We start from the raw sequence: 25,938 nt of genomic DNA, 5'->3' as shown, positions 1-25,938 counted from the left end.
GCGCGGAGGTCCGCATGATCACCGCGAGGGACGACCGCCGGCGCACCTTCGAGACGGTGCCGGCCGGGGTGGAGGCCGCCAGCTGGTGGGGCCGGGCCTGGGTGTCCGCGCTCGAAGGGGCGTCCGGGGACCCGGCGCGCCTGGCCCGGGGGTACGCGTACGCGGCCGAGGGCCATGTCGACGCGGTCACGGTCACCCCCGGCCGGATCGTGGCGTACGTGCGGGGCAGCCGCGTCCGCCCGTACCGCACCGAACTGGCCCTGAGCCCCTTCACGGACACCGAGTGGAGCGAACTCCTGGAGGAGGTCGCGGCGGACCCCACGGCCCTCGCCGGACTGCTGGAGCGCGAGGTCCCGCAGTTCCTGGCGGGGTCGGTCCTGCCCGGCGTGCGCGAGCTCGTCGCGCGCTGCTCCTGTCCGGACACCGCCCGACCGCCGTGCAAGCACGCCGCGGCCCTCTGCTACCGGGCGGCCCGCCTCCTCGACGAGGACCCGTTCGTCCTGCTGCTCCTGCGCGGCCGGGGCGAGCGGGAGCTCCTGGACGAGCTGACCCGCCGCAATGCCGCCCACGCCGCCCGCGAACAGCCCGACACCGCACCGGATTTCCCCGGGGTCCCGGCCCGCTCCGCGCTGGCCCGCACCGGCCTGCCGCCGCTGCCGGCCCCGCTGCCCGCGCCCGCCGCCGTGGGCCTCCCGCCCGCGTACCCGGCCGACCCGGCGGCTCCCGATCCGCTGGCCCTGGACCAGCTCGCCACGGACGCGGCCGCCCGCGCCTTCGCGCTCCTCACCACGGCCGGGGACCCGATCGCCGGGCTCACCCTCTGGCAGGACGCCGTCCGCCTGGCCTCCGCGCACCACACGGCCGGCCTGACCGGCGCGGCCCGCACCCTCTACCAGGACCTGGCCCGCGCCACCGGCCGCACCACCACCGACCTGGCCCGCGCCGCCGCGGCCTGGCGCCAGGGCGGGCGGCCCGCGCTCGCCGCGCTCGAAGAGCCCTGGGACCCCCCGGCCGGCCCCTTCGACCGTGCGCGTCCGGCCCTCATCGCCGCCTCCCAGGGCGCCTTCCGCCCCGAGCGCAACCGTCTCACCGCGCGCACCCGCCAGCTCCGCCTGGGCCGGGACGGCCTCTGGTACGCCTACGAGTCCCGCCCGGACACCGAGGACTGGTGGCCCACGGGCACCCCCGCGGCCGATCCCCTCACCGCCCTGCGCCGCTGACCTCCGCCGCCCAGCGCGTCAACGCGGCGAAGTCGCGCTCGCGCAGACCGTGGCGGGGGTGAATGGCGAGGAGGAGGGCCGGAGCCGGATGGTGGGCCGCGATCCAGGCGCGGTCCTGCGGGGTGATCATGTCGTCGACCCAGGCGAAGGGGCGGCCCGCGGCCCAGTCGAGGAGCGGGCGGGTCTTCCAGAAGAGACCGTCCGGGTCATCGGCGAAGAGTTCCGGCCATTCGATGACGGGAAGATCGCCGGGCAGTCCGATGTGCGGGGCGATCATGGTGTTGGCCTGGTGCATCCAGGCGGTGGCCCACGTGAGTTCGAACGGCAGGGCCAGCAGACGGGCGCCGTGGGCGGGGTGCAGGCGGACCCGCAGTCCGCGCCGCGCGCCGCGCGATTCGGGATCCCGGCGGGACATCCAGTCCGCCGGATGCATCCGGTGGGTCGTGTACCCGCGCAGTCCCGCGATGCGGGACCGGAACGGGTTCAGCGGGCCGTCCACGTCGAGGAGCAGGAGCGGGCGTTCAGTCATGAAGTAGGAATTACCCCGTACACGATGGGGTGAAATGCATAGCCGCTCTATAACCCGAACGGGTTTACCGCGTTGTTTCCGGTGCGGGTGGAGCGCCCGTGAACTCCTCCGGAAGGCAGGGAACTCATGCGTCACAGTCGTCGGAATGGCTTGATCGCAGCGGTGGTTGCGGGAGGTGGACTGGCGGTCGCGGGTGTCGGCGGATTCGCCTACGCCGATGCGGACGCGGCCGGGAAGGCCGAGGGCTCGCCCGGGCTGCTGTCGGGGAACCTGGTGCAACTGCCGGTGCACACACCGGTCAACGTGTGCGGCAACACCGTGAGCGTGGTCGGACTGCTCAACTCGGCCGCGGGCAACCGCTGTGCCAACCAGGGCGGTGGCGGCGACGGGCATGCGGGGTCGGTGTCCTCGCACCCTTCGAAACCGCGGACCGGGGACGGCATCGGATCCCACACGGGCGGGGGAGCCCACGCCGATGGAGGAGGAAAGGATTCACCGGGGCTGCTCTCCGGCAACGGGATCCAGCTCCCGGTCGATGTCCCGCTCAACATCAGCGGCAACTTGGTGAGCGTCGTCGGGATCGGCAACACCTCCACGGGCAACACCTCCGTCAACGGTGACGTGCCCAGCGGCGGCAAGCCGCCGCAGCCGCAGCCGATGCCCACACCGAAGCCCGTCGTCGAGACGCCCGTCACCGTACCGCCCGTCACCGCGCCCGCGCCGGGGCAGCACGGTCCGGCGCTCGCCCACACCGGTGCCGACGGCGCCGGCTACCTGCTGCCGGGCGGCGGCGCGCTGCTGCTGGGCGGGGTGCTGCTCTACCGCCGCTTCCGCCTGCGGTAGTCAGCCCTGCCACTCGGGGCCCGGGGTGGGCGGGAGCCTGCGCCAGGCGTCCAGGATCGCGTCGATCCGGGGTGCCAGCCGGGCCCGGGCCGCGAACCGCGGGACGCCCGCCATCAGCAGGGCGTCGTACTCGGTGTCGGTGTGCCGAACAGCCGCCCGCACCGCCACCGACACCGCCTGTTCCGACAGAGCCCGCCCCGCCGCCGTACGGCCCACCCGGCCGCTGCCGCGCAGCGAGGCATGGGTGGCCATCGCGACCGCCCGATCGGCCGGACACCCCGGGAACAGCCGCACGATCTCGGCCGCGAACGCCGCCGTGAACCGGGTGTCCTCGACGGCACGGCGCAGCCGGTCGCGCTCCCGGCGACGGGCCCGCGCCTCGGCGTCGGCGAGGCAGGCGCGCTCCGCGAGGGCCAGGGCCGGGTCCTCGACCAGGAGACCCTGGCGCTCGTAGCGGCGACGCCTCTTGTTGAAGCGGACGACGACGGCCGAGAGCGAACTCGCCTCCCGGGCGCGCCGGGTGAGGGCGGCGTCCCCGCGCGGCAGGTAGACCAGGTGCCCGAGATCGGCGCAGTCCAGACAGCGGGGCACGCCGACTTCGCGGACGAGATGCCGCAGCGGCCCCTGCCGGCACTCCGCGCAGTGGATCTGCTTCGGCGACTCGAAGACCACGAGACTCATGACGATGTGATACCGCCATCCGGTCTGCTTATCACCTTGCCGAAAATGGCCGTTGAGGTTTCGCCAACTTTCCCGGATGGCCGGATGTCCCTCTACCGTGAGCCGTTGGGGCTGCGGTAGAGCCGTGATGCCCATGGGGGAGGGGTGCATCACATGGGCGGATGGCAGCCGACGGCGCGGCTCACGAGAGCCGTGGACGGCGGGGCGGAGGGCCTCGCGGGCCGGGAGGTGGTCATAGAACCCGGCGGCTGCACCGGCTGGCACTTCCACCGCGTCCCGCTGATCGCACTCGTCAAGTCCGGGACGCTGACCCGGATCCTGCACGACAACTCGGTCGTCGTGCACCGCCCCGGCACCAGCTTCGTCGAACCGCCCGGCGCCGACCACCTGCACCTCGGCCGCAACCTCGGCACCGTACCGGTCGTGCTGTACGTGACCTGCACGCTCGCCGAGGACGAGGCGTTCTCCATACCCGCGGACGCCCCGCCCGGCGCCGCATCCTGCCCGTGCCCGGGGAGCCTTCCCTGCCCCGGCCTGCCGGACGCGCCCCCGTAGGCCCCGCCCGGCACCCGGCTCAGACCAGGCGGCGTATCTCCCCGCGCACCCGGTAGAACCCGCCCGAGGCCGCGTGCAGCCCGTCCACCACGTACCGGGCACCCGGCTCCCGGATCCCGCGCGGGAACTGCACGTTCCACGAGGGCTCGAACCCGCCCGACACCACCTGCACCCGCATCCGGCCGCCCTGCTGCACGCACTCCACCACCACACCGCCGGCCGGGGCCGCCGCCGCCGAGACGGTCGCCACCGCTGAGGCGGAGGCCGCCGGGGTGAACACCGGCAGCGCAGCCGCCGACTTGACGTCCACCGCCGTCGGCACGGAGCCCGCCTGGGCCGCCAGGATCGCCGCCTCGCTCGCGTCCATGCAGATCAGGGACCCGTCCGTGGTGACCAGATACAGCCGCTCGTCCAGGTACTGCATCGAAAGGGCCGAACCGCCGCCGGTGCCCAGCTTCCACAGCCGCTGCCCGTCGGCGTCGAAGCAGTAGACCGACGAGGCGTAGTCGGCGGCGAACACGTGCCGGCCGTCCGGCGAGGTGGCGCACGCGTACACGGCGGCGTCGCACCGGTACGAGGCCTCCACGGCGCCCGTCGACTTCGCCAGCCGCTGCACGAGGTGGCGCCCGGTGGCGGCGTAGACCGCGTCGTCCTCCTGCCAGCCGAACAGCACGTTGCCGTTGGTCGGCCGGTGCCACAACTGCGCCCCGCCGTCGGCCGCGTACGCCGTCACGCCCTTGTTGTGCCCGTGGTAGACCGCCCGCTCGTCCGCCCGGACCATCCACGCGTTCGAGCCCGACGACCGCCGCGACCACTGGAACTCTTCCTCGTGGTCGATGACCGTCAGCCCGCCGCTGCGGTCGGACACGCTCAGCACGCCCTCGTGGATGTCGAGCCAGAAGATGTCCACGTCCGCCGCGATGTCGTAGGCCGCGAACGGCACCTTCGACGACAGGTCGTACACCGTGCCGTCGTCACAGCCCGCGTATATCCAGAACTCGTCCGCCACCAGGCATTTCACCCCGTCCGGCAGCGAGTACCGGGCCAGTACCTCGCCCTCGTGGCTCAGCGTGTGGACGTCCCCCGCCTGGTTCCCCACCCAGCAGCGGTCCTCGTCCACATGGATGCCGAACGCCGAGGAGCCCGTACGGAACCGCCACAGCACCGGGGCCACCGCACGCGCCGTCGACGGCGCCGAGGCGACTTGGCGGCGCGACACCGCCCGGGCCGCGCGCGCACCGGCCACGGCCGGCGCGTAGCCCTTGCGGACCTTCTCGCCGATCTTCTTGGCGGCGGCCGCCCGGGCCTTCTCGACGGTCGGGAAGGAGGAGCTCTGCAACTGGCCGTCCGCGCCGATGCGCCCGTACCGCACCGAGACGGCCGTGCCGTCCACGGTCACCTCGTAGAACTTGTGGGCGCCGCCGCCGTCCTGCGACAGCTCCAGATACGTCGTCTCGCGAGCCATGACAGACCCCTCCCCAAGGCCGGGCCAACGGCTCTTCCCCGCCGGTGATCCCTCGTGAAAAACGTTAGGGCCCACCACTGACAATGGGTCCGTGCAGCTGGAAGCGATCACCTGGCAGCGGATGGCCGAGCGGCTCGCCGGCCACCTCGACGAACACGGGTCCCGGGCGGGGGAGGAGACGTGGCAGCGGGTGGGCATCGACGGGGCGCCCGCCGCCGACACGGGCGTACTCGCCGGCCACCTCGCCGACGCGCTGCGCCTGCGCAGCCGCCCGGCCCTGGTGGTGCCGGCCGAGGGGTTCCTGCGCCCGGCCTCCCTGCGCTTCGAGTTCGGCCGCGAGGACGTGGACTCCTACCTCGGCGGCTGGTACGACACCGCCGCCCTGTGGCGCGAGGTGTTCGGCCCGACCGACCCCGGCGGCACCGGCCGCGTACTGCCCGACCTCTGGGACCCGGCGACCGACCGGGCGACCCGCAGTCCGTACACCGAACTCCCGCCGGGCGGCGTCGTGATCGTGCACGGCCCCCTGTTGCTGGGCCACTGGTTCCCCTTCGACCTCAGCGTGCACGTCCGCCTCTCCCCGGGGGCGCTGGCCCGCCGCACCGGTGAGTCCGCCCGCTGGACCCTGCCCGCCTTCGCCCGCTACGAGGCCGAGACCGACCCCGCGGCACGCGCCGACGCCCTGGTCCGGGCCGACGATCCCCGCCACCCCGCCTGGACCGGTCTCACCGGCCCCACCGGCTGACCACCGCGCACCCGGTCCGTCACGGACGTACGGGATCCGCAACAACGCCATCGCGGGCCGGTGACGAACGAGATCCGGCCATCGCCCCCGGCCCCGGCCGCGCACTACGTTGACGCCACGCTTCGACGGCGGCCACCCGGTGGCGCCTTGGCAGAGGGAGACGGCAATGGGCGGACGCGGTACGGCGGTTCGGGGGCCGAGACGGTTGCGGCGGCAGGCGGCCGCCGCCCTGGCGCTCTGCGGAGCCCTGACCCTCACGGCCTGCAACGGTGACGACGGCGGCGACGCGGGCGCCGTCGGTACGGGCCCGGGCACGAGCCCGGCGAGCCCCTCGGCCACGGCCCCCGCCCCCACCGCACCCGGCGGAGCGACGCCTTCCGTCTCCCCGGCGTCCTCGAAGAAGCCGAGCCCGGGCGCCACCGCCCCGGCCAAGCCGAAGCCGCCCGCACCCGGACCCGCCTGCGCCTCCAAGGACGCCGTCTCGCCGAACGAGATCGCCGTCTACCGCTACACCCCCGAGGGCGGCCAGTACAGCCTGATCGTCAAGCACGGCCACTGGGCCTGCCCCGTCGCGGGCGGTGCCACCCCCTTCGTGACGGTCGGCGAGGAGACCTGGATCCCGATCGCCGAGGACGCCAAGATCGGAGCCCACGACCCGATCCTCTCCGGCTCCGCGAACAAGCCGATCACCACGCACGAGCTCACCTCGTGGCTGGAGACCCACCCGAACAAGGGCCTGGTGTTCCACTACAACGTGAACAAGGCGGGCGTGATCGACACCCTCGGCCAGGAGGAATACACCTCGTAGTCCCCCCGCGGTCGCAGTCGCCGCTACGGGCGCCCGCCCAGCCGGGTCACCGCCCGCGCGGCGGCCCGGCACCCCGCCCGTGCCGCGTCCGCAGGGTCCGCGCCCGCGAGCCGGGCCGCCAGGAACCCGCCGGTGAACGCGTCCCCGGCCCCCGTCGAGTCCACTGCCTCGGCCGGCTCCGCCGACACCTCGGCGGTCACTCGGCCCCCCTGCGCCACCAGCGCCCCGGCCGCACCCCGGGTGACCACCACCAGCGGCACCCGGCGGCTCAGTTCGGCCGCCGCCCGCGCCGGCCCGGCCCGCTCCGGCAGTCCGGCCAGCAGTCGCGCCTCGTCCTCGTTGGGCAGCAGCACGCCGATCCCCGCCACCTCGTCGAGGAAGCGCTGCGGGCCCAGCCCGGCCAGGAACCCCGCCGAGGCCGGGTCCACGCTCACCGGCACGCCCCGGGCACGGGCGGCCCGCAACGCGACCAGGGCCAGTTCGCGGCTGCTGTCGGCGAAGAACAGGTAGCCGGACAGGTGCAGATGGGCGGCGCCCTCCAGCAGGGCCGGAGCCCAGTCCTGCGGGGTGAGCCGCAGCGCGGCGCCGCTGTCGGTGAGGAAGGTCCGCTCCGCGTCCCCGCCGACCAGCGCCACCACCGTCCCGGTCGGCTCGGCCGGATCGATTATCAGCCGCGGCCGCACCCCCGAGTCCCGCAGGGACTGCTCGTGCCACCGGGCCGATTCGGTGCCCACCCGCGCGAGCAGGCGTACGTCCGCCACCCCCGCGTGGGCCGCCCAGCAGGCCGCGTTAGCCCCGGCGCCGCCCGGCAGGGTCCGGATCCGGGCGGCCGTGTCCGTGGCCGGGGCCAACGGCTCCGGATGGACCGCCACGACATCCGTCACCACGTCCCCGACGACCAGCAGCGCCCCGCGCGCGCCGACGGGCCCGCGATCGGTGGCCGCCGTCACGGACGCGCCGCCCAGGCTCCCGCGATCCTGGCCCCGAGCGCCACGTTGCCCCGTACCGCGGCGAGGTTCGCCTCCAGCGAGGCCCCACCCGTGGCCCGTACCAGGAACCCCAGCAGGAACGGGGTCACCGCCTGTCCCGTGATCCCGCGCTCATGACACTCCTCCAACGCCTCGGCCAGCACCCGGTCGTGCAGCTGCGGATCCAACTGCTCCGCCTCCGCCACCGGATTGGCCACCAGCAGCGCCGAGTCCGGCCCGCCGAGGGCGTCCTGGGCGGCCATGACCGCGGCCACCTCCTGCGGCCGGTGGACGGTCCAGTCCACCGGTTCGCCGGAACTGGCCAGGTAGAACCCGGGGAAACGTTCCGTCCCGTACCCCAGGATCCCCACCCCGAGCGTCTCCAGCCGCTGCAGCGTCGCCGGTACGTCCAGGATCGACTTCACCCCGGCGCACACCACCGTGATCCGCGTCCGTGCCAGCAGCGCCAGATCCGCCGACTCGTCCTGCGTCTGCGCGTACTCCCGGTGTACGCCGCCCAGCCCGCCCGTGGCGAACACCCGCAGCCCCGCCCGCGCGGCCAGGAAAGCCGTCGCGGACACCGTCGTCGCACCGGTCGCGCCCGTCGCGAGCGCGGGCGCCAGATCCCGGTGGCCGAGCTTGCGGACCCCCTCGCCGCCCGCGATCCGCTCCAGCTGCGCCTTGTCGAGCCCGGCGTACGCCACACCGTCGACGACGGCGATCGTGGCCGGTACCGCGCCCTCGGCGCGCACCAGCGCCTCCAGTTCCGCGCCCACGGCGAGATTGCGGGGGCGCGGCAGACCGTGCGCGATGATCGTCGACTCCAGCGCCACGACGGGACGACCGCGCTCCAGCGCCTCGCGGACCTCTTCGGACAGGACGGGGACCTCGGATGATGTGTGCATGTCCCATCCATGGCACGCGATCACGGCCCCCAAACGCCGCCGCCCCACCCTCGCCGAACCCGTCCGAGTGGCGTGCCCCGAACTCCCGGACGTGCGCGCCTTCCACGACGACCTCGCCGACCGGGACCACCCCCCGCTACGCGGACCGGGAGCGGCTGGACAGGTTGACCTGTCCGGCGGGCGGAGCATGGACGTTGTGGTCACCGCGGAGCGCCGGACGGGCGGATTAGGGTGACTCGCCATGAGCACCAGTGAGCACGGCCCCGCCTCGTTCGCCGTATCCGTACCGGACGCCGAACTGGAGGTCGAGGACCTCGATCCCGGCCAGATCCTCTCCGGCGAGCCCGTCGTGACGGGCAAGGTGCTGTGGGAGTCCCCCGACGGCACGCAGGTGCGAGGCATCTGGCAGATCACCCCGGGCGTGGTCACCGACACCGAGGCCAACGAACTGTTCGTGGTGGTCGGCGGCCGCGCCACCATCGAGGTCGAGGGCGGCGCGACCCTGGAGGTGGGCCCGGGCTCGGCCTGCGTGCTCCGGGAGGGCGACAAGACCACCTGGACCGTCCACGAAACGCTGCGCAAGGCCTACCACATCAGCTACTAGCGGCAGGGGCGGGCGCCGCGGGGTGGCGGCGCGCGGTGAACAGGGCCAGCGCCGCCATCGGCAGCAGGAGGGCCGCGCCGATCGCGTTCAGCCAGCCGTAGCCCGCGTGCGACATGACCAGCCCGGCGGCCGCGCCGCCCACGCCCGCGCAGGTGTTCATCGTGAGGTCGCTCAGGCCCTGTACGGCGGCCCGCGCGGCCTGCGGCACCGAGTCGGTGAGCAGGGCCGAGCCGGAGACCATCCCGGCGGACCAGCCGAGGCCCAGCAGGAACAGCCCGATCGCGCTCTGCGTGTGGCTCGGCCCGGCGGTGCCGGCGAGCAGGGCGGCCACCGACAGCAGACCGGCCGCCAGGCCGATCACGGCCAGCCGGCCGACCCGGTCGGCCAGCCACCCCATGAGCGGCGAGAAGGCGAACATGCCCGCGATGTGACCGCTGATCACCAGGCCGACGAGCTCCAGCGTGGCGCCGTGGTGGCCGAGGTCGACCGGGGTCATCACCATGATCGAGACCATGGCGGTGTGGGACACCGCGACGGTGACCAGGGCCAGGCGCGCCCGCGGCGAGGCCTTGACGGCCGCGAACCCGGCGCGCAGCGAGCGGCCGCCCTCGGCCTGCTCCGCGGGCGAGGCCAGCGCCCGGGCCGTCAGCAGCGGGTCCGGCCGCAGGAAGAGGCCGATCAGCGCGCCGGTGAGGACGAAGACGGCACCGGCCCAGACGAAGGGGCCCGCCGTCTCGGGTATGGAGGTCCCGGCGAAGCTGCGGCCGGCCGGGGCGGAGAGGTTGGGGCCGAGCACCGCGCCCAGGGTCGAAGCCCAGACGACGAGGGAGACGGCCCGCGCCCTGCGGTCCGGGGCGGCGAGGTCTGCGGCCGCGAACCGGGCCTGGAGATTGGCGGAGGAGGCGGCGCCGAAGGCGGCCATGCCGAGCATCAGCAGCGGGAAGTTCTTGATCGCGGCGGCGAGGACCACCAGGCCCGCGCCGAGCGCGCCGATCCCGTACCCGAGGACCAGCCCCGGCCGCCGCCCGCGCGCGGTCATGAGGGCGGCGAGCGGGAGGGAGACCGCCGCGGTGCCGATCACGGCGGCCGTGGAGGCGAACCCGGACAGCGCTTCGGTGCCGCTGACCTCCGTGGCGAGGACCGGGGCCAGGGCGATGCTGATGGGCACGCCGACGCCGCCCAGCATCTGGCTCGCGATCAGTACCGCGCAGACGCGGCGCTGGAGCCGGGGCAGGTCCGCAGGGCTCAGGGGCGGGGTGGGGCGGGCGGTGCCGGATTCGGTGCCGGATATCGCGGTCATGCCGTCCACCCCCGTCGCGGCGGCGCGGGGCTGTGTACGGGCGCGGTGCGGCCGGAGGCGGTGGAAGTGGTCACCGCGGCAGTTTCCCACCCCTCGCGGCCGGACGGAACGGGGGCCGCACCCCCTGCGCCCGGCCCGGGCTCCGGCCCCGCCGCACCCCTCAGAACAGCGGCTGCGGAAGGACGCCCTCCAGGGCCAGCAGGCTGCGCTTGGTCTCCACGCCGCCGCCGAAGCCGCCGATGCCGCCGTCGTTCTCCACGACCCGGTGGCAGGCCACCACGAGCGGCAGCGGGTTCGACCCCATGGCGTTGCCCACGGCCTGGGCCGCGCCCGGCTGGCCGACCCGGGCCGCGAGCTCCCCGTAGCCGACGACCGCCCCGTACGGCACCGAGCGGTCCAGCTCCTGGAGCACCTGCCGGTTGAAGCCGGAGCTGAGCCGCCAGTCCAGCGGCAGCTCGAAGCGCTTGAGCGAGCCCGCGAAGTACGCCTCCAGCTGGCGTATCGGCTCGGCGAGCAGCACCTCCTGACCCGGCGCCGGGCGCCAGGCGTCGGCGCCGAGCCGGGAGACGAGGGAGCCGATCATCTTGTCGACCCGGTCCGGCCCGGCGTGGAACTCGACCCGGACCAGTCCCTCCGGGGTCGCGGCCAGGAGCAGAGGGCCGATGTCGCTGGGGACGACGGTCCATTCGAGGTGCGGCCCGCGGGGCCGCTCGGTGCTGTCCACCCCTCCACCGTAAGGGGAGGGTCCGACAACCCGGCGCGACCGTCCCCAAGGCGCGACCGTCCCCCCGGCGCGACCGTGCCCCCGGGGGGACTAGTAGGCGAAGGACCCCAGCACCGCCTGGTGCACGACGTCCGGGGCGTTGGTGATGATCCCGTCCACGCCCATCCCCTGCACCTTCCGCGCCGTCGCCGCGTCGTCGACGATCCAGGTGTCCACCTCCATCGTCTTGCCGTGGGCTCCCCGCAGGTCGTGCACCGCCGCCACCCAGTCGGCCGAGATGGTGGTGTGCCACGGGTTGATCCGGTCCGTGAACCCGGCGTACTTCGGCAGCTCGGCGACGGTCGGGGTGCCCAGGAAGGCCGTCACGAGGTCCGGGCGCAGGTCGTGCACGATGCGCACGGAGTCGGCGCTGAAGCTCTGGACGACCAGCCGGCGCTCCACGTGGTCGGGGTCGAGCCAGCCGGCCTCGTCCAGTACCTGGAGGGTCTGCTTCTCGACGCCGGGGTAGAGCTCGGGCTTCTTGGTCTCCAGCAGCAGCCGCTGCCGGTTGCGCTCCACCCGGTCGAGGTACTGCCGCAGGGTCGGTACGCGCTCGCCCGCGTACTCCTCGCCGAACCAGCTGCCCGCGTCGAGCGTGGCGATCTCCGCCGCCGTGAAGTCCTTGACCCGCCAGGGCTTGCGGTCCGGGAACGCCTGCTCGACGTCGGTGGTGCGGGCCAGGGTGTCGTCGTGGACCACGACCAGCTCGCCGTCCTTGGTGCGCTGGACGTCGTTCTCGACCCAGTCGAAGCCCAGCCGCATCGCGAGGTCGATCGCGGCGAGGGTGTTCTCCGGGGCGTATGCCGAGGCCCCCCGGTGGGCGTACACGACGGGCCCCAGCAGCCCCGGAGCGCCGGCGGTGCCGGTGGGTCCGGTGGCTCCCGTGGCTCCGGTGGGGCCCCTGGAGTCGGAGGGGGACGAGGGGACGGAGAGATCGGTGGCGGCGGCCGCGGCCGTCCCGCCCAGCAGGGTCAGGGTGAATCCCAGGAATGCGGCGGCGGCCGCGGCGGCGGGTCGGACGTACATGTGCGTTCTCCTCGGTTCGGGAGCCCTGTTCCTGCGTCAGACGCGTGCGGACTGGCAGACGTTGCGGCGATGCACTACACGGGTGACCATTACGGCGATCATGCGGTCGAAGATCACCGCGCCGCCACCGAACTACGACAAACGGACCAGAAAGGAGGACTGCCGCGCCGTCCGCCGGACGCGCCGGGCCGGACCCGCCGCAGCGCCGGAGAGCCGAGCGGCTGCGTGAGTGTCAGTGGGGGGTCGTACGGTGGACTCATGCGGCCCGTATCGAAGATCGAACGCACGGTGGCGCCTTTCGAGGTCGTCAGCTCCTACCAGCCCAGCGGCGACCAGCCGGCGGCCATCGCCGAGCTGGAGAAGCGCATCCGTGCAGGTGAGAAGGATGTCGTCCTGCTGGGTGCGACCGGCACCGGCAAGTCGGCGACCACCGCCTGGATGATCGAGAAGCTCCAGCGCCCGACCCTCGTGATGGCGCCGAACAAGACGCTCGCCGCCCAGCTGGCGAACGAGTTCCGTGAGCTCCTGCCGAACAACGCCGTCGAGTACTTCGTCTCGTACTACGACTACTACCAGCCCGAGGCGTACGTACCGCAGTCGGACACCTACATCGAGAAGGACTCCTCGATCAACGAGGAGGTGGAGCGGTTGCGCCACTCCGCCACCAACTCGCTCCTCACCCGGCGTGACGTGATCGTCGTCGCCTCCGTGTCCTGCATCTACGGCCTCGGCACCCCGCAGGAGTACGTCGACCGGATGGTCCCCCTCAAGGTCGGCGAGGAGATGGACCGGGACCAGCTGCTGCGCCGCTTCGTCGACATCCAGTACACGCGCAACGACGTGGCCTTCACCCGCGGCACCTTCCGCGTGCGCGGGGACACCATCGAGATCTTCCCGGTCTACGAGGAACTGGCCGTCCGCATCGAGATGTTCGGCGACGAGATCGAGGCCCTCTCCACCCTGCACCCGCTGACCGGCGAGGTCATCAGCGAGGACCGCGAGCTGTACGTCTTCCCCGCCAGCCACTACGTCGCCGGCCCCGAGCGTATGGAGAAGGCGGTCCGCGGCATCGAGGCGGAGCTGGCCGAGCGCCTCGCCGAGCTGGAGAAGCAGGGCAAGATGCTGGAGGCCCAGCGGCTGCGCATGCGCACCACGTACGACCTGGAGATGATGCGCCAGATCGGGTCCTGCTCCGGCATCGAGAACTACTCGCTGCACATGGACGACCGCGAGCGCGGCTCCGCGCCCAACACCCTCATCGACTACTTCCCCGAGGACTTCCTCCTCGTCATCGACGAGTCGCACGTCACCGTGCCCCAGATCGGCGCCATGTACGAGGGCGACGCCTCGCGCAAGCGGACCCTGGTCGACCACGGGTTCCGGCTGCCCTCGGCCCTCGACAACCGGCCGCTGAAGTGGGAGGAGTTCCAGGAGCGCATCGGCCAGACGGTCTACCTGTCGGCGACCCCCGGCAAGTACGAGCTCTCCCGCGGTGACGGCTTCGTCGAGCAGATCATCCGCCCCACCGGGCTCATCGACCCCGAGGTCGTGGTCAAGCCCACCGAGGGGCAGATCGACGACCTCGTCCACGAGATCCGCGGGCGCGTGGAGAAGGACGAGCGCGTCCTGGTCACCACCCTCACCAAGAAGATGGCCGAGGACCTCACGGACTACTTCCTGGAGCTCGGCATCCAGGTGCGCTACCTGCACAGCGACGTCGACACGCTGCGCCGCATCGAGCTGCTGCGCGAGCTGCGCGCCGGCGAGTACGACGTCCTGGTCGGCATCAACCTGCTGCGCGAGGGCCTCGACCTGCCCGAGGTCTCGCTGGTGGCGATCCTCGACGCCGACAAGGAGGGCTTCCTGCGCTCCGGGACCTCGCTGATCCAGACCATCGGCCGCGCGGCGCGCAACGTCTCCGGTCAGGTCCACATGTACGCGGACAAGATGACCCCGGCGATGGAGAAGGCCATCGAGGAGACCAACCGGCGCCGGGAGAAGCAGATCGCGTACAACACGGCGAACGGGATCGACCCGCAGCCGCTGCGCAAGAAGATCAACGACATCGTCGCCACCATCGCCCGCGAGGAGCTGGACACCGAACAGCTGCTCGGCACCGGTTACCGCCAGGGGAAGGACGGCAAGCCCGCCAAGGCTCCCGTACCGTCGCTCGGCGTGGTCAAGGCGGGCCAGGTCACCGTGGGCGGCAAGCAGGTCAAGGGCGCCAAGGCGGCCAAGGCCGCCAAGGACGCCGCGGCGCTGACGGACCGTCCGGCGGAGGAACTGGCCGCGCTCATCGAGCAGATGACCGAGCGGATGCGCGGAGCCGCCGCCGAGCTCCAGTTCGAGGTCGCGGCCCGGATCCGCGACGAGGTGGGCGAGCTGAAGAAGGAGCTGCGACAGATGAGGGAAGCGGGCCTCGCCTGACCCGGAGCCGGTCAGTAGGGTTGGCGGCAGCCGCAGGTACACATGCGCACCCACATCGGGGGCGGGCTAGGGAGAGGGGACAGCGCGTGACGGTCAACATGACCAAGGGTCAGGCCATCAGTCTGCAGAAGCAGGACGGGGGCACGCTGACCGCGGTCCGGATGGGCCTCGGCTGGCAGGCCGCCAAGCGCCGCGGACTGTTCGGCTCGCGGACCCGGGAGATCGACCTGGACGCGTCGGCGGTGCTCTTCGCCGACAAGCAGCCGGTGGACGTGGTGTTCTTCCGCCACCTGCAGAGCGACGACGGCTCGGTCCGGCACACCGGTGACAACCTCGTCGGCGGCGCCGGCCAGGGCGGGGACGACGAGTCGATCCTCGTCGACCTCCAGCGCGTGCCGGTGCACATCGACCAGATCGTCTTCACGGTGAACTCGTTCACCGGCCAGACGTTCCAGGAGGTGCAGAACGCGTTCTGCCGCATCGTCGACGAGACCAACGGCCAGGAGCTGGCGCGCTACACGCTGGACGGCGGCGGCCAGTACACCGCGCAGATCATGGCGAAGGTGTCGCGGGCGGGCAGCGGCTGGCAGATGACGGCCCTCGGCAACCCGGCCAACGGCCGGACCTTCCAGGACCTGATGCCGGCGATCCTGCCGCACCTGTAAGCGGCAGCGGCGCGCAAGCGCGGAACAGAACAGAACAGAGCGGACGAGCAAGGGCACGGGGGAGGGCTGCAGGATGACGGCCGAATTGGTCCGGGGGCAGAACCACCCCCTGTCCCAGGCGCGGGTGGAGATCAGGGTCTCGGCGGGTACGCCCGTACTGGCCCTGGTCTCGGCCTGCGATGACGCGGGCCGGCTGGCCGGCCCCGATGCGGTGGCCCACCCCGGTGCCCGGCACCTGCCCGGAGTGCAGGTGCCGGAGGCGGTGGCGGGCGAGCACCGCTTCGCCGTCGACCTCGACGCCGTCGCGCCCGCCGTGCACCGGCTCGGGGTGGTCCTCGTCCTGCCGCCCGGCGGCCCGGCGCGCTTCGGCGCGGCGCCCGCCTCGTACGTCGCGGTCGCCGACCCGGAGGGTGCCGAGCTCGCCGGGTACACGCTGACCGGCCTGGACGCCGAGACCGCCGTCGTGGCCCTGGAGCTCTACCGGCGCCAGGGCGCCTGGAAGGTCCGCGCCGTCGGCCAGGGGTACGCCGAGGGGCTCGGCGCGCTGCTCGCCGACGCCGGGCTGGGCGGCCCGGCCGCCACCGCCCTGGCGGAGGTGGCCACCGGGCTGGTGCCCTGCGGCGACATCACCCTGGCCGCCCTGCCGACGGCCGCTCCGCCGACCGTTCCGCACGGCCTGCGGGCCCCGCAGGACGCCGCGCCCGCGCCCGCCCCGCCGTCGCCCCCGCCGGCCCCGGAGCCGCTTCCCGCCACCGGCGCCCCGTACCCGGGAACCTCGCCCGCCACCACCCCCGGAGCCGCACCCGGTCCCTCGTCCGCCGACACCATCGGCGGACCGCCCACCATCGACTACGCCCACCCCCGCCGCCGCACGACCACCGAGCCCCCCGAGCCCGGCCCGCGCGCCGTCCCCTCTCCAGAGGCGGACCGGCCCCCCGCCCCCGTCGCGGGCGACGCGAGCGGCTGGTCCCTGGAGGAGCGGCTCTACAACCAGGTCTGGGGCATGTTCGAGGACCTGGCCCGGTCCGTGGCGGCCTACCGCAGCGCGTGCGACTTCGCCGAGTCCCGGATGGACCGAGAGCTCGACGACGCGCTGTCCGACCCCCGGCTGCGCCTCGCGGGCACCGGCAATGCCGCCCGCGACGCGGCCCGAGCCCGCCACGAGGAGCTCGTCGCCCAGGCCAAGGCCGTGCTCGACCGGGACCTCGCCCAGCTGATCGCCGAGTCCGAGGTGGTCGAGCCCGCGCTGCCGGCCCCGTACGCCCGCTGGGCCAACCCCGTCTGGCACGGGCACGGGGTTCCCGAGGAGGCCCCCCTGGCCCTGCGCCTCGGTGACCTGCACCTGCCCGAGCGGCCCGACCTGCGCATCCCCATGCTGGTGCGGGCCCCGCTGGAGCGCGGGCTGTGGATCGACAACGGCCGCACCGGCTCCGAGGCCGCGATGACCATGGACACCGACCGGCTGCGCCTGGCCGCCATGGACATGGCCGTCGCCCACGCCGTCCGGCTGCTCGCGGTCCACCCCGGCGACCGGTTCTCCGTGCACGTCATCGACGCGGCCGGGGCGGGGGCCGCCTCCCTGGCGCCGCTCGTCGCGGCCGGGGTGCTGGCCGGGCCGCCCGCCGCCGGGGCCGCCGGGGTCACCCGGACCCTGGAGGCGCTGACCCGCCGGGTGGACCTCGTACAGATGGCCGTGCGGGCCGGGGCGCCCGAGGACCTGCCGCCGGACGTGGACGTCGCCGACCAACTGCTGATCGTGCACGACTTCCCGCACGGGTTCGACGACCGGGCCGTCACCCGGTTGCGCTACCTGGCCGACGAGGGTCCGGCGGTCGGCGTGCACCTGCTGATGGTGGCGGACCGTGACGAGGCCTCGGCGTACGGGCCGCTGCTGGATCCGCTGTGGCGCTCGCTCATGCGGCTGTCGCCGGTGCCCGACAACCACCTCGCCGACCCGTGGGTGGGCCATGCCTGGACCTTCGAGCCGGACCTGCCGCCACCGGGCAGCCGGGTCCTGGAGCGGACCCTGGAACGGATCGCCGCCGCCCGGCGCGATGCCCGCCCATGACCGTTCCTTGGTCTTCTCTTTACCTTCAGGCGCTCTGACGGGTACCCTGGGCACGCGGAGGGGAGTATTCCTGCTTTCCTGCTACGGCGTACCCGTCAATACGGACCACTGCGGTCGTGTGAACCGCAGTCGGTCCCGGGGCGCCGGCCCACGGCCTCCAGGCCGCCCGGGTGGAAGAGACCTCCGGCAGCGATGACGCTGACATGTGTGCTGAGCCATCTGCCGGAGGCGAATTAGCAGTGGACGTTTCGTGGACCCTCTGGGTGCTGACCATTCTCGGTCTGTGCATCCTCATCGGCGCCGATTTCTTCATCGGCCGCAAACCGCATGACGTATCGATCAAGGAAGCGGGCACCTGGACGGTCGTCTGGATCGTCCTCGCCGCGCTCTTCGGCCTCGGCCTGTGGTTCTTCGGCAACGGCCAGGCCTCGCAGGAGTTCTTCGCCGGCTTCATCACCGAGAAGTCCCTGAGCGTCGACAACCTCTTCGTCTTCGTCCTGATCATGGCGAAGTTCGCGGTGCCCTCCCACCTCCAGCAGCGCGTTCTGCTGGTGGGCGTGCTGATCGCCCTGGTACTGCGCGCGATCTTCATCGCCGCCGGTGCGGCGATCATCGCCAGCTTCTCGTGGGTCTTCTACATCTTCGGCGCGTTCCTGATCTACACCGCCTGGAAGCTGATCCAGGAGGCGCGCAAGGACGAGGACGAGGAGGAGTTCGAGGAGAACCGCCTCCTCAAGACCGTCGAGAAGAAGTTCGGCGTCGCCGACAAGTACCACGGCACCAAGCTGTTCATCGAGAGCAACGGCAAGCGCGTCCTGACCCCCCTGATGGTCGTCATGCTCGCCATCGGCACCACCGACGTGCTGTTCGCCCTGGACTCGATCCCCGCGATCTTCGGCCTCACCCAGGACCCGTACATCGTCTTCACGGCCAACGCCTTCGCCCTGATGGGTCTGCGCCAGCTGTACTTCCTCATCGGCGGCCTGCTCAAGAAGCTGGTCCACCTCAGCTACGGCCTGTCGATCATCCTCGGGTTCATCGGCGTCAAGCTGGTGCTGCACGCCCTGCACGAGTCCGGACTGGACGTACCGGTCGTCTCGATCCCGGTCTCCCTCGGAGTGATCTGCGGTGTCCTCGTGATCACCACGATCACCAGCCTGATCGCCTCGAAGAAGCAGGCGGCCGCCGAGGCCGCCGCCCGCCCGGAGAGCATCGACGCGTAGGGACGCGGGCCCCTCGGGGCCTACGCGGGGGCGGCCGCTTCGGCCGCCCCCTTTCCCGTACCCGCGCCCGTCCGCGCCCGCACGACCGCCGGGTTCGTCTCCGGCAGCAGCGCGAAGCAGACCAGGCTCAGCAGGGCGATCCCACTCAGGTACAGGGCGACGCCCCACGGCGGACCGGAGCCCGCCGCCAGCGCCGTCGCCACGATCGGGGTCAGCGCCCCGCCCAGCACCCCGCCCAGGTTGTAGCCCACGGCCGCGCCGGTGCAGCGGATCCGCGGGGCGTACAGCTCCGGCACGTACGCGCCGACCACGGCGAACATCGTCACCATGCCCAGCAGCCCGCCGAGGCAGCCCAGCGTCATCAGCAGCGGGTCCGCCGTCCGCAGCAGCGCGACGAACGGGAACATCCACACCAGGCACATCGCACTGCCGATCAGGCACAGCGGCCGCCGCCCGTACCGGTCGCCGAGCACCGCCACCACCGGGGTCAGCGTGCCCTTGAGGGCGACGGCCGCCATGATGCAGGCCAGCATCACCGTGCGGTCGACCTTGAGGTGCTCGGTGGCGTACGCGAGGGACCAGGTGGTGACCGAGTAGAAGACCGCGTACCCGGCGGACAGGGCCCCGCCGGTCAGCAGCACCAGCCGCCAGTGCCCGCGCACGACCTCGGTCAGCGGGGCGTCGGAGCGCCGGCCGGTCTCCGCGAGGGCGCGGAACTGCGGGGTCTCCTCCACCGAGCGGCGCAGCCACAGCCCGGCGACGGCCAGTACCCCGGCCGCCCAGAACGGCACGCGCCAGCCCCAGGACGTGAACTGCGCGTCGGTCAGCGTCGCGGACAGGGTCAGGGTCATGCCGTTGGCCAGCAGGAAGCCCAGCGGCGGCCCCACCTGCGGGAAGCTGGCCCACAGCCCGCGCCGCTGCTCGGGGGCGTGCTCGGCGGTCAGCAGGACCGCGCCGCCCCATTCGCCGCCGAGGCCGAGCCCCTGGAGGAAGCGCAGCAGGAGCAGCAGCAGGGGCGCCGCCGCGCCGATCGTCGCGTACGTGGGCACGCAGCCCACGGCGACCGTGGCGAGGCCGGTGAGGAGCAGGGAGCCGAGCAGGACCGGGCGGCGGCCGTAGCGGTCGCCGATGTGGCCGAAGACGACCGAGCCCAGCGGGCGGGCGAGGAAGCCGACGCCGAAGGTGCCGAAGGCGGCGAGGGTCCCGGCGAGCGGGGAGAAGGACGGGAAGAACAGCGGGCCGAGCACGAGGGCCGCGGCCGTGCCGTAGACGAAGAAGTCGTAGAACTCGATGGCGGTCCCGGCGAGCGAGGCCATCGCCAGCCGCAGCATCGAGGGCGGCCGGGGAACCGCGCGACGGGGGAGGGCGGGGGAGGGGTCTTGTTGCATGGTGCAGCAACTACCCCTCCCCACACCCCCAGGACGTGAGTTCGGTCATCTTCGACCGGAAGGAGTGCTTCCTGTCGCGGTGTTGACCGGGGACCGGGCGCCGGGGCGCCCGCTACCAGCCGCGCTCGCGCCATTCGGCCAGGTGCGGCCGCTCGGCGCCGAGCGTGGTGTCGTTGCCGTGGCCCGGGTAGACCCAGGTCTCGTCCGACAACTGCTCGAAGAGCTTGTGCTCGACGTCGTCGACCAGCTGCTCGAAGGCCTTCGGGTCGCCCCAGGTGTTGCCGACGCCGCCCGGGAAGAGGCAGTCGCCGGTGAAGACGTGCGCGTGCCCGTGCGGGTCGTCGTAGATCAGGGCGATGGAGCCGGGGGTGTGGCCGACCAGGTGGCGGGCGGTCAGCGTGACCCGGCCGACCGTGACCGTGTCCCCGTCCGCCACCGGCACGTCGGTCGCCACCGGGATGCCCTCGGCGTCGTGGACGCCCGCGTAGGTGCGCGCCCCGGTCGCCTCGACGACCTCCGCGAGGGCGCCCCAGTGGTCGCCGTGCCGGTGGGTGGTGACGACGGCGGCGATGCCGTCGTCCCCGATCAGGTTGAGCAGGGTCTCCGGCTCGGCGGCCGCGTCGATCAGCAGCTGCTGGTCGGTGGCCCGGCAGCGCAGCAGGTACGCGTTGTTGTTCATGGGGCCCACCGCGACCTTGGAAATCATCAGGTCCGGGAGTTCGTGCACGTCGGCCGGACCGCCGACCTTGACTGCTCCGCTGTACGTCATGTCCTGATCCTAGAGCGGGGGAAGGGCCGGGAGGGGCCCGCCGACCACGGTGAGGTGTGCGCCCCGGTCCCCGCGGCCCGCCAGCCAGCCGAGGAGCTCGGCGCCGGTGCCCAGGAGGGTGACCGGTCCGCCCCCGGAGCCGCCGGTGTGCCAGGTGGAGCCGTCGCCGTCGCCCGCGATCTGGAGGGTCACCGGGGGCACCTCCGGGCGGCCGGACCAGCGGTCGGCGAGGAAGGCGATCTCGCGGGCGGTGAACTCCGTCGGCAGGTCGGAGAGCTCGTAGCCGATGTTCAGGTCGACGTGGTGCAGCTCGATCTCGACGAGGCGGCGGAACGGCACGTTCGAGGCGAGATCGGTGACCCCGTTGCGCAGCTCCACCGTGCGCGACCAGTCCTGGTCCCGCTCGGTCTGGGCCAGGAAGGCGGCGTGGGTCGCGCGCACGTCGCAGAGCTGGACGTCCAGCTCGCGCGGGGCGTCGCGCTCGATGTCGCGGTCGCGGGCCTCGGCGCTCTCGTACATCGGGCGGCCGGTGAAGACGTTGACGAGGGCGTCCGCGTTGCGCGCCAGGTGGGCGAGCACGTGGCCGCGGCTCCAGCCGGGGAGATGTGACTCTTCGGCCAGGGCGGCGTTGTCCAGTTTCGCGAGAGCGGTCAGCATTCGGTCCGTGGCTTCACGTACAGATTGCAGGTCGTGCACATGATCAGTCATGGATCCGAGCCTAGTGCCGCAGACCCCTGGCCACACGAACGGGTGAACCCGTCTGCCGAGTGCCGTAAATCGAATGCGCGTGCTATACGCTCGAAGTCCAAGCTCTTCTCCATCGCAGAGGCGCCCACCCAGCCAGCCGTACGCTGGACAGTCGGGGGCCCCGTGCCCCCGCTCTCTCAAGAAAGGTGCGGACCGGCGTGACCGACCGTCTCATCGTTCGTGGCGCTCGCGAGCACAACCTCAAGAACGTCTCGCTCGACCTGCCCCGCGACTCGCTCATCGTCTTCACCGGACTCTCCGGTTCGGGCAAGTCCTCCCTGGCCTTCGACACGATCTTCGCCGAGGGCCAGCGCCGCTACGTCGAGTCGCTCTCGTCGTACGCCCGCCAGTTCCTGGGGCAGATGGACAAGCCCGACGTGGACTTCATCGAGGGGCTCTCGCCGGCCGTCTCGATCGACCAGAAGTCGACCTCGCGCAACCCGCGCTCGACGGTCGGCACCATCACCGAGGTCTACGACTACCTCCGCCTGCTCTTCGCGCGCATCGGCAAGCCCCACTGCCCCGAGTGCCGCCGCCCCATCTCGCGCCAGTCGCCGCAGGCGATCGTCGACAAGGTGCTCGCCCTTCCCGAGGGCAGCCGCTTCCAGGTGCTCTCGCCACTGGTGCGCGAGCGCAAGGGCGAGTTCGTCGACCTCTTCTCCGACCTCCAGACCAAGGGCTACAGCCGGGCGCGGGTGGACGGGGAGACCGTCCAGCTCTCCGAGCCGCCCACCCTGAAGAAGCAGGAGAAGCACACGATCGAGGTGGTCATCGACCGCCTCACCGTCAAGGAGAGCGCCAAGCGCCGGCTCACCGACTCCGTGGAGACCGCCCTCGGGCTCTCCGGCGGCATGGTGATCCTGGACTTCGTCGACCTCGCCGAGGACGACCCCGAGCGTGAGCGGATGTACTCCGAGCACCTCTACTGCCCGTACGACGACCTGTCCTTCGAGGAGCTGGAGCCGCGCTCCTTCTCCTTCAACTCGCCCTTCGGCGCCTGCCCCGAGTGCACCGGCATCGGTACGCGCATGGAGGTGGACCCGGAGCTGATCGTCCCCGACGAGGACAAGTCCCTCGACGAGGGCGCGGTCTCGCCGTGGTCCCTCGGCCACACCAAGGACTACTTCCAGCGGCTGATCGGCGCGCTCGCCGGGGAGCTGGGCTTCCGTACGGACATCCCGTGGGCCGGACTGCCCGTGCGGGCGAAGAAGGCCCTGCTGTACGGGCACAAGACGCAGATCGAGGTCCGCTACCGCAACCGGTACGGGCGGGAGCGGGCGTACACGACGGCCTTCGAGGGCGCCGTGCCGTTCGTCAAGCGCCGGCACGCCGAGTCCGAGAGCGACGCCAGCCGCGAGCGCTTCGAGGGCTACATGCGCGAGGTGCCCTGTCCGACCTGTGAGGGCACGCGCCTGAAGCCGATCGTGCTCGCGGTGACGGTGATGGACAAGTCCATCGCCGAGGTCGCCGCGATGTCGATCAGCGAGTGCGCGGACTTCCTGGGGCGGATGCGGCTCGACGCCCGTGACAAGAAGATCGCCGAGCGGGTCCTGAAGGAGGTCAACGAGCGGCTGCGCTTCCTCGTCGACGTCGGCCTGGACTACCTGTCGCTGAACCGCGCCGCCGGCACCCTCTCGGGCGGTGAGGCCCAGCGCATCCGGCTGGCCACGCAGATCGGCTCCGGCCTGGTGGGCGTGCTGTACGTACTGGACGAGCCGTCCATCGGCCTGCACCAGCGGGACAACCACCGGCTGATCGAGACGCTGGTGCGGCTGCGGGACATGGGCAACACGCTCATCGTCGTCGAGCACGACGAGGACACCATCAAGGTGGCCGACTGGGTGGTGGACATCGGCCCGGGCGCCGGTGAGCACGGCGGCAAGGTCGTGCACAGCGGCTCGCTGAAGGAGCTGTTGAAGAACTCCGAGTCGATGACCGGGCAGTACCTGTCCGGGAAGCGGTCCATCCCGGTGCCGGACATCCGCCGGCCCGTGAACGGGGAGCGGAAGCTGACCGTCCACGGCGCCAAGGAGAACAACCTGCGGGACATCGACGTGTCCTTCCCGCTGGGCGTGCTCACGGCGGTGACGGGCGTATCGGGGTCGGGCAAGTCGACGCTGGTCAACGACATCCTGTACACGCACCTGGCGCGCGAGCTGAACGGCGCCCGCTCGGTGCCGGGACGGCACACGCGGGTGGACGGGGACGACCTCGTCGACAAGGTCGTGCACGTCGACCAGTCGCCGATCGGCCGGACCCCCCGGTCCAACCCGGCGACGTACACGGGCGTCTTCGACCACGTGCGCAAACTCTTCGCGGAGACGATGGAGGCGAAGGTGCGCGGCTATCTGCCGGGCCGCTTCTCCTTCAACGTGAAGGGCGGCCGGTGCGAGAACTGCTCCGGCGACGGCACGATCAAGATCGAAATGAACTTCCTGCCGGACGTGTACGTCCCGTGCGAGGTCTGCCACGGCGACCGCTACAACCGGGAGACGCTGGAGGTCCACTACAAGGGCAAGTCCATCGCCGAGGTCCTGAACATGCCGATCGAGGAGGCCGCCGGCTTCTTCGAGGCGGTCCCGACGATCTCGCGGCACCTGAAGACGCTGAACGAGGTGGGGCTGGGGTACGTGCGGCTCGGCCAGTCGGCGCCGACGCTCTCGGGTGGCGAGGCGCAGCGCGTGAAGCTGGCGTCGGAGCTGCAGAAGCGCTCGACGGGGCGGACGGTGTACGTGCTGGACGAGCCGACGACGGGTCTGCACTTCGAGGACATCTCGAAGCTCATCAAGGTGCTGTCGGGGCTGGTGGACAAGGGCAACTCGGTGATCGTCATCGAGCACAACCTGGACGTGGTCAAGACCGCGGACTGGGTCATCGACATGGGCCCCGAAGGCGGCTACGGGGGCGGCCTGGTGGTGGCCGAGGGCACGCCGGAGCAGGTCGCGTCGGTGGGTGCGAGCCACACCGGCAAGTTCCTGCGGGACATCCTGGGGGCGGAGCGGGTCTCCGACGCGGCGTCGCCGGTGGCCCCGCCGAAGAAGGCCGCCGCGAAGCGTGCGCCGGCCAAGAAGGCGGCGGCCCCGGCCAAGAAGGCCGCCGCGAAGAAGACGACGGCCAGGGCCCGCAAGGCCTGACCGTCCGGAGCCGAGCGCGGCAGGGCCCCCGCAGCCGGACGGCGGCGGGGACCCTGCCGCGTTCCCGCGGCGGGGGCTCTGCCGCGTTCCCGCGTCTGTGCGGCTCGTTCAGCAGGCGCGGCGGGCGGACCCTGTGGGCGGCTATCCGCCGAGCTCGGCGGCGTACGGCGGCTCCGCGCCCGCCCGGGTGCAGGTCAGCGCCGCCGCGTGGGCCGCGTACGCCAGGATCCCCGGCCAGTCCGCGTCCACCGGGCCGCCGGCCGGGAGCGCCGACAGGCGGTGCAGCAGGGCCGCGTTGACCGTGTCGCCCGCCCCGATGGTGTCCGCCACCGCGACCCGGCGGGCCGGTACCCCGTACTCCGCGCCCTCCCGGGTCCGGACCTCCAGCCCCCGCCCGCCCCGCGTGAGCACCACCGCCGAGGGCCCGGCCGCCAGCCAGTCCGAGACGCACCCGCCCAGCCACCGGGCGTCCTCCTCAGACAGCTTGAGGACGCGGACGTACGGGAGCCAGCCCAGGAACCGGGCCCGGTACGCCGCCGGATCCGCGATCAGCGCCGGGCGGATATTGGGGTCCAGCAGCGTCAGCAGCCCGCGCCCGGACTCCCGGCGCAACAGCGCCTCGTACGCGCTCGCGCCCGGCTCCAGGGCGAGGGAGCAGGTGCCGAGCGCGAGGGCCCGGCTGCCCTCGGGCAGCGCCCGCGGCAGCGTGAACAGCCGGTCGGCCGTGCCCTCCACGTAGAACCCGTACGCCGCCGAACCGTCCGGGGCCAGCGAGGGCACGGCGAGGGTGGTGGGCTCCGGCCCGCGCTGCACCAGCGAGAGGTCCACCCCGGCCGCGCGCAGCCCGGCGAGCAGGCCCTCGCCGAAGCCGTCCGTCGAGACGCGGGAGCAGAAGGCCACCTCCGCACCGAGGCGGCCCAGCGCGAGCGCCGTGTTGTACGGCCCCCCGCCCGGCCGCGGCACGAGCGCGCCCGGCGGCTGCGCCACGGGCACGAGGTCGATCAGGGCTTCTCCACCGACGACGATCACGCGGGGGAAGGTATCCCATCGGGCGGCGCGAGCGGGCAGCGGTATCGTCGGGGAGCCCGGCGTACACACCCGAACC

Annotated in this window: 23 protein-coding genes; 11 read left to right on the top strand and 12 right to left on the bottom strand. The window is 72.8% G+C overall.

Features of this window, described 5'->3' with window-relative positions:
• Positions 1 to 14: 14 nt before the first annotated feature.
• On the top strand, positions 15 to 1,220 hold the full coding sequence (locus AB0M92_RS14820) for an SWIM zinc finger family protein (RefSeq protein WP_366102512.1): 1,206 nt from the start codon (positions 15 to 17) through the stop codon (positions 1,218 to 1,220).
• Here AB0M92_RS14820 and AB0M92_RS14815 read toward each other — a convergent pair.
• Positions 1,201 to 1,749 carry a hypothetical protein gene (locus tag AB0M92_RS14815; RefSeq protein WP_366102511.1) on the bottom strand — a complete coding sequence of 183 codons (549 nt, stop codon included), beginning with the start codon at positions 1,747 to 1,749 and terminating at the stop codon, positions 1,201 to 1,203. The genes AB0M92_RS14820 and AB0M92_RS14815 overlap by 20 nt on opposite strands.
• A 162-nt stretch (positions 1,750 to 1,911) precedes the next feature.
• Between AB0M92_RS14815 and AB0M92_RS14810 the strand changes: the two genes are divergently transcribed.
• Entirely contained in the window at positions 1,912 to 2,592 is a 681-nt protein-coding gene (locus AB0M92_RS14810) for a chaplin (protein WP_366102510.1), read from the top strand.
• Here the strand turns inward: AB0M92_RS14810 and AB0M92_RS14805 are convergent, their stop codons facing one another.
• Complete coding sequence (locus tag AB0M92_RS14805) at positions 2,593 to 3,273, bottom strand: DUF2293 domain-containing protein (RefSeq protein ID WP_366102509.1); 681 nt, start codon at positions 3,271 to 3,273, stop codon at positions 2,593 to 2,595.
• 153 nt (positions 3,274 to 3,426) lie between these two features.
• Between AB0M92_RS14805 and AB0M92_RS14800 the strand changes: the two genes are divergently transcribed.
• The gene (locus AB0M92_RS14800; RefSeq protein WP_366102508.1) at positions 3,427 to 3,828 is read left to right on the top strand and encodes a cupin domain-containing protein; all 402 of its coding nucleotides are present in this window, start codon (positions 3,427 to 3,429) and stop codon (positions 3,826 to 3,828) included.
• Between the two features lie 19 nt (positions 3,829 to 3,847).
• Here the strand turns inward: AB0M92_RS14800 and AB0M92_RS14795 are convergent, their stop codons facing one another.
• A complete protein-coding gene (locus AB0M92_RS14795) occupies positions 3,848 to 5,293 on the bottom strand; it encodes a WGR domain-containing protein (RefSeq protein ID WP_366102507.1) in 1,446 nt (481 codons plus the stop codon).
• A gap of 91 nt (positions 5,294 to 5,384) precedes the next feature.
• Here AB0M92_RS14795 and AB0M92_RS14790 point away from each other — a divergent pair, with 91 nt between their 5' ends.
• Both AB0M92_RS14790 and AB0M92_RS14785 read left to right on the top strand, forming a co-directional pair.
• Complete coding sequence (locus AB0M92_RS14790; RefSeq protein ID WP_366102506.1) at positions 5,385 to 6,038, top strand: uridine kinase; 654 nt, start codon at positions 5,385 to 5,387, stop codon at positions 6,036 to 6,038.
• Positions 6,039 to 6,204: 166 nt separating this feature from the next.
• The gene (locus tag AB0M92_RS14785) at positions 6,205 to 6,846 is read left to right on the top strand and encodes a hypothetical protein (protein WP_366102505.1); all 642 of its coding nucleotides are present in this window, start codon (positions 6,205 to 6,207) and stop codon (positions 6,844 to 6,846) included.
• 23 nt (positions 6,847 to 6,869) lie between these two features.
• On the opposite strand, the gene AB0M92_RS14780 is transcribed toward AB0M92_RS14785, so the two are convergent.
• Positions 6,870 to 7,796, bottom strand: a complete 927-nt coding sequence (locus tag AB0M92_RS14780; protein ID WP_366102504.1) for a PfkB family carbohydrate kinase — start codon at positions 7,794 to 7,796, stop codon at positions 6,870 to 6,872.
• A complete protein-coding gene (locus AB0M92_RS14775) occupies positions 7,793 to 8,719 on the bottom strand; it encodes a pseudouridine-5'-phosphate glycosidase (protein WP_366102503.1) in 927 nt (308 codons plus the stop codon). Before AB0M92_RS14775 ends, AB0M92_RS14780 begins: the two co-directional genes overlap by 4 nt.
• Before the next feature lie 241 nt (positions 8,720 to 8,960).
• Here AB0M92_RS14775 and AB0M92_RS14770 point away from each other — a divergent pair, with 241 nt between their 5' ends.
• Positions 8,961 to 9,323 carry a cupin domain-containing protein gene (locus AB0M92_RS14770; RefSeq protein WP_366102502.1) on the top strand — a complete coding sequence of 121 codons (363 nt, stop codon included), beginning with the start codon at positions 8,961 to 8,963 and terminating at the stop codon, positions 9,321 to 9,323.
• Here AB0M92_RS14770 and AB0M92_RS14765 read toward each other — a convergent pair.
• The 3 genes from AB0M92_RS14765 to AB0M92_RS14755 form a co-directional block, all read right to left on the bottom strand.
• Positions 9,313 to 10,623 carry an MFS transporter gene (locus tag AB0M92_RS14765; protein WP_366102501.1) on the bottom strand — a complete coding sequence of 437 codons (1,311 nt, stop codon included), beginning with the start codon at positions 10,621 to 10,623 and terminating at the stop codon, positions 9,313 to 9,315. The two genes, AB0M92_RS14770 and AB0M92_RS14765, sit on opposite strands and share 11 nt — an antisense overlap.
• 160 nt (positions 10,624 to 10,783) lie before the next feature.
• Positions 10,784 to 11,347 carry a methylated-DNA--[protein]-cysteine S-methyltransferase gene (locus AB0M92_RS14760; RefSeq protein ID WP_366102500.1) on the bottom strand — a complete coding sequence of 188 codons (564 nt, stop codon included), beginning with the start codon at positions 11,345 to 11,347 and terminating at the stop codon, positions 10,784 to 10,786.
• A gap of 90 nt (positions 11,348 to 11,437) precedes the next feature.
• Positions 11,438 to 12,412, bottom strand: coding sequence for a glycerophosphodiester phosphodiesterase family protein (locus AB0M92_RS14755; RefSeq protein WP_366102499.1), 975 nt, complete (start codon positions 12,410 to 12,412; stop codon positions 11,438 to 11,440).
• Positions 12,413 to 12,670: 258 nt separating this feature from the next.
• Here AB0M92_RS14755 and uvrB point away from each other — a divergent pair, with 258 nt between their 5' ends.
• From uvrB to AB0M92_RS14735, 4 genes are all read left to right on the top strand, one after another.
• Entirely contained in the window at positions 12,671 to 14,839 is a 2,169-nt protein-coding gene (gene uvrB / locus AB0M92_RS14750) for an excinuclease ABC subunit UvrB (RefSeq protein ID WP_366102498.1), read from the top strand.
• Between the two features lie 86 nt (positions 14,840 to 14,925).
• Positions 14,926 to 15,504, top strand: a complete 579-nt coding sequence (locus AB0M92_RS14745) for a TerD family protein (RefSeq protein ID WP_030292185.1) — start codon at positions 14,926 to 14,928, stop codon at positions 15,502 to 15,504.
• Positions 15,505 to 15,577: 73 nt separating this feature from the next.
• On the top strand, positions 15,578 to 17,572 hold the full coding sequence (locus AB0M92_RS14740) for a TerD family protein (protein ID WP_366102497.1): 1,995 nt from the start codon (positions 15,578 to 15,580) through the stop codon (positions 17,570 to 17,572).
• A 239-nt stretch (positions 17,573 to 17,811) separates the two neighbouring features.
• Complete coding sequence (locus AB0M92_RS14735; protein WP_366102496.1) at positions 17,812 to 18,795, top strand: TerC family protein; 984 nt, start codon at positions 17,812 to 17,814, stop codon at positions 18,793 to 18,795.
• 20 nt (positions 18,796 to 18,815) lie between these two features.
• Here AB0M92_RS14735 and AB0M92_RS14730 read toward each other — a convergent pair whose 3' ends face one another.
• The 3 genes from AB0M92_RS14730 to AB0M92_RS14720 form a co-directional block, all read right to left on the bottom strand.
• On the bottom strand, positions 18,816 to 20,126 hold the full coding sequence (locus AB0M92_RS14730) for an MFS transporter (RefSeq protein WP_366102587.1): 1,311 nt from the start codon (positions 20,124 to 20,126) through the stop codon (positions 18,816 to 18,818).
• A gap of 169 nt (positions 20,127 to 20,295) precedes the next feature.
• Positions 20,296 to 20,952, bottom strand: a complete 657-nt coding sequence (locus AB0M92_RS14725) for an MBL fold metallo-hydrolase (RefSeq protein WP_366102495.1) — start codon at positions 20,950 to 20,952, stop codon at positions 20,296 to 20,298.
• Positions 20,953 to 20,961: 9 nt separating this feature from the next.
• A complete protein-coding gene (locus tag AB0M92_RS14720) occupies positions 20,962 to 21,660 on the bottom strand; it encodes a maleylpyruvate isomerase family mycothiol-dependent enzyme (protein WP_366102494.1) in 699 nt (232 codons plus the stop codon).
• 197 nt (positions 21,661 to 21,857) lie between these two features.
• On the opposite strand from AB0M92_RS14720, the gene uvrA reads away from it, so the two are divergent.
• Complete coding sequence (uvrA, locus tag AB0M92_RS14715; protein WP_366102493.1) at positions 21,858 to 24,833, top strand: excinuclease ABC subunit UvrA; 2,976 nt, start codon at positions 21,858 to 21,860, stop codon at positions 24,831 to 24,833.
• 141 nt (positions 24,834 to 24,974) lie between these two features.
• On the opposite strand, the gene AB0M92_RS14710 is transcribed toward uvrA, so the two are convergent.
• A complete protein-coding gene (locus tag AB0M92_RS14710; RefSeq protein ID WP_366102492.1) occupies positions 24,975 to 25,862 on the bottom strand; it encodes a carbohydrate kinase in 888 nt (295 codons plus the stop codon).
• Positions 25,863 to 25,938: the final 76 nt, after the last annotated feature.

It is taken from the genome of Streptomyces sp. NPDC051582, assembly GCF_040681715.1.
GTDB lineage: Bacteria > Actinomycetota > Actinomycetes > Streptomycetales > Streptomycetaceae > Streptomyces.
Note: the sequence above shows the minus strand (reverse complement) of the source record. Positions and strands in the feature narration are given on the sequence as shown.

Coding starts and splice junctions, on each gene's coding strand:
- AB0M92_RS14820 (WP_366102512.1), top strand. CDS start 15: ATGATCACCGCGAGGGACGACCGCCGGCGCACCTTCGAGACGGTGCCG.
- AB0M92_RS14815 (WP_366102511.1), bottom strand. CDS start 1,749: ATGACTGAACGCCCGCTCCTGCTCCTCGACGTGGACGGCCCGCTGAAC.
- AB0M92_RS14805 (WP_366102509.1), bottom strand. CDS start 3,273: ATGAGTCTCGTGGTCTTCGAGTCGCCGAAGCAGATCCACTGCGCGGAG.
- AB0M92_RS14800 (WP_366102508.1), top strand. CDS start 3,427: ATGGGCGGATGGCAGCCGACGGCGCGGCTCACGAGAGCCGTGGACGGC.
- AB0M92_RS14795 (WP_366102507.1), bottom strand. CDS start 5,293: ATGGCTCGCGAGACGACGTATCTGGAGCTGTCGCAGGACGGCGGCGGC.
- AB0M92_RS14785 (WP_366102505.1), top strand. CDS start 6,205: ATGGGCGGACGCGGTACGGCGGTTCGGGGGCCGAGACGGTTGCGGCGG.
- AB0M92_RS14775 (WP_366102503.1), bottom strand. CDS start 8,719: ATGCACACATCATCCGAGGTCCCCGTCCTGTCCGAAGAGGTCCGCGAG.
- AB0M92_RS14770 (WP_366102502.1), top strand. CDS start 8,961: ATGAGCACCAGTGAGCACGGCCCCGCCTCGTTCGCCGTATCCGTACCG.
- AB0M92_RS14765 (WP_366102501.1), bottom strand. CDS start 10,623: ATGACCGCGATATCCGGCACCGAATCCGGCACCGCCCGCCCCACCCCG.
- AB0M92_RS14755 (WP_366102499.1), bottom strand. CDS start 12,412: ATGTACGTCCGACCCGCCGCCGCGGCCGCCGCCGCATTCCTGGGATTC.
- uvrB (WP_366102498.1), top strand. CDS start 12,671: ATGCGGCCCGTATCGAAGATCGAACGCACGGTGGCGCCTTTCGAGGTC.
- AB0M92_RS14740 (WP_366102497.1), top strand. CDS start 15,578: ATGACGGCCGAATTGGTCCGGGGGCAGAACCACCCCCTGTCCCAGGCG.
- AB0M92_RS14730 (WP_366102587.1), bottom strand. CDS start 20,126: ATGCTGCGGCTGGCGATGGCCTCGCTCGCCGGGACCGCCATCGAGTTC.
- AB0M92_RS14725 (WP_366102495.1), bottom strand. CDS start 20,952: ATGACGTACAGCGGAGCAGTCAAGGTCGGCGGTCCGGCCGACGTGCAC.
- AB0M92_RS14720 (WP_366102494.1), bottom strand. CDS start 21,660: ATGACTGATCATGTGCACGACCTGCAATCTGTACGTGAAGCCACGGAC.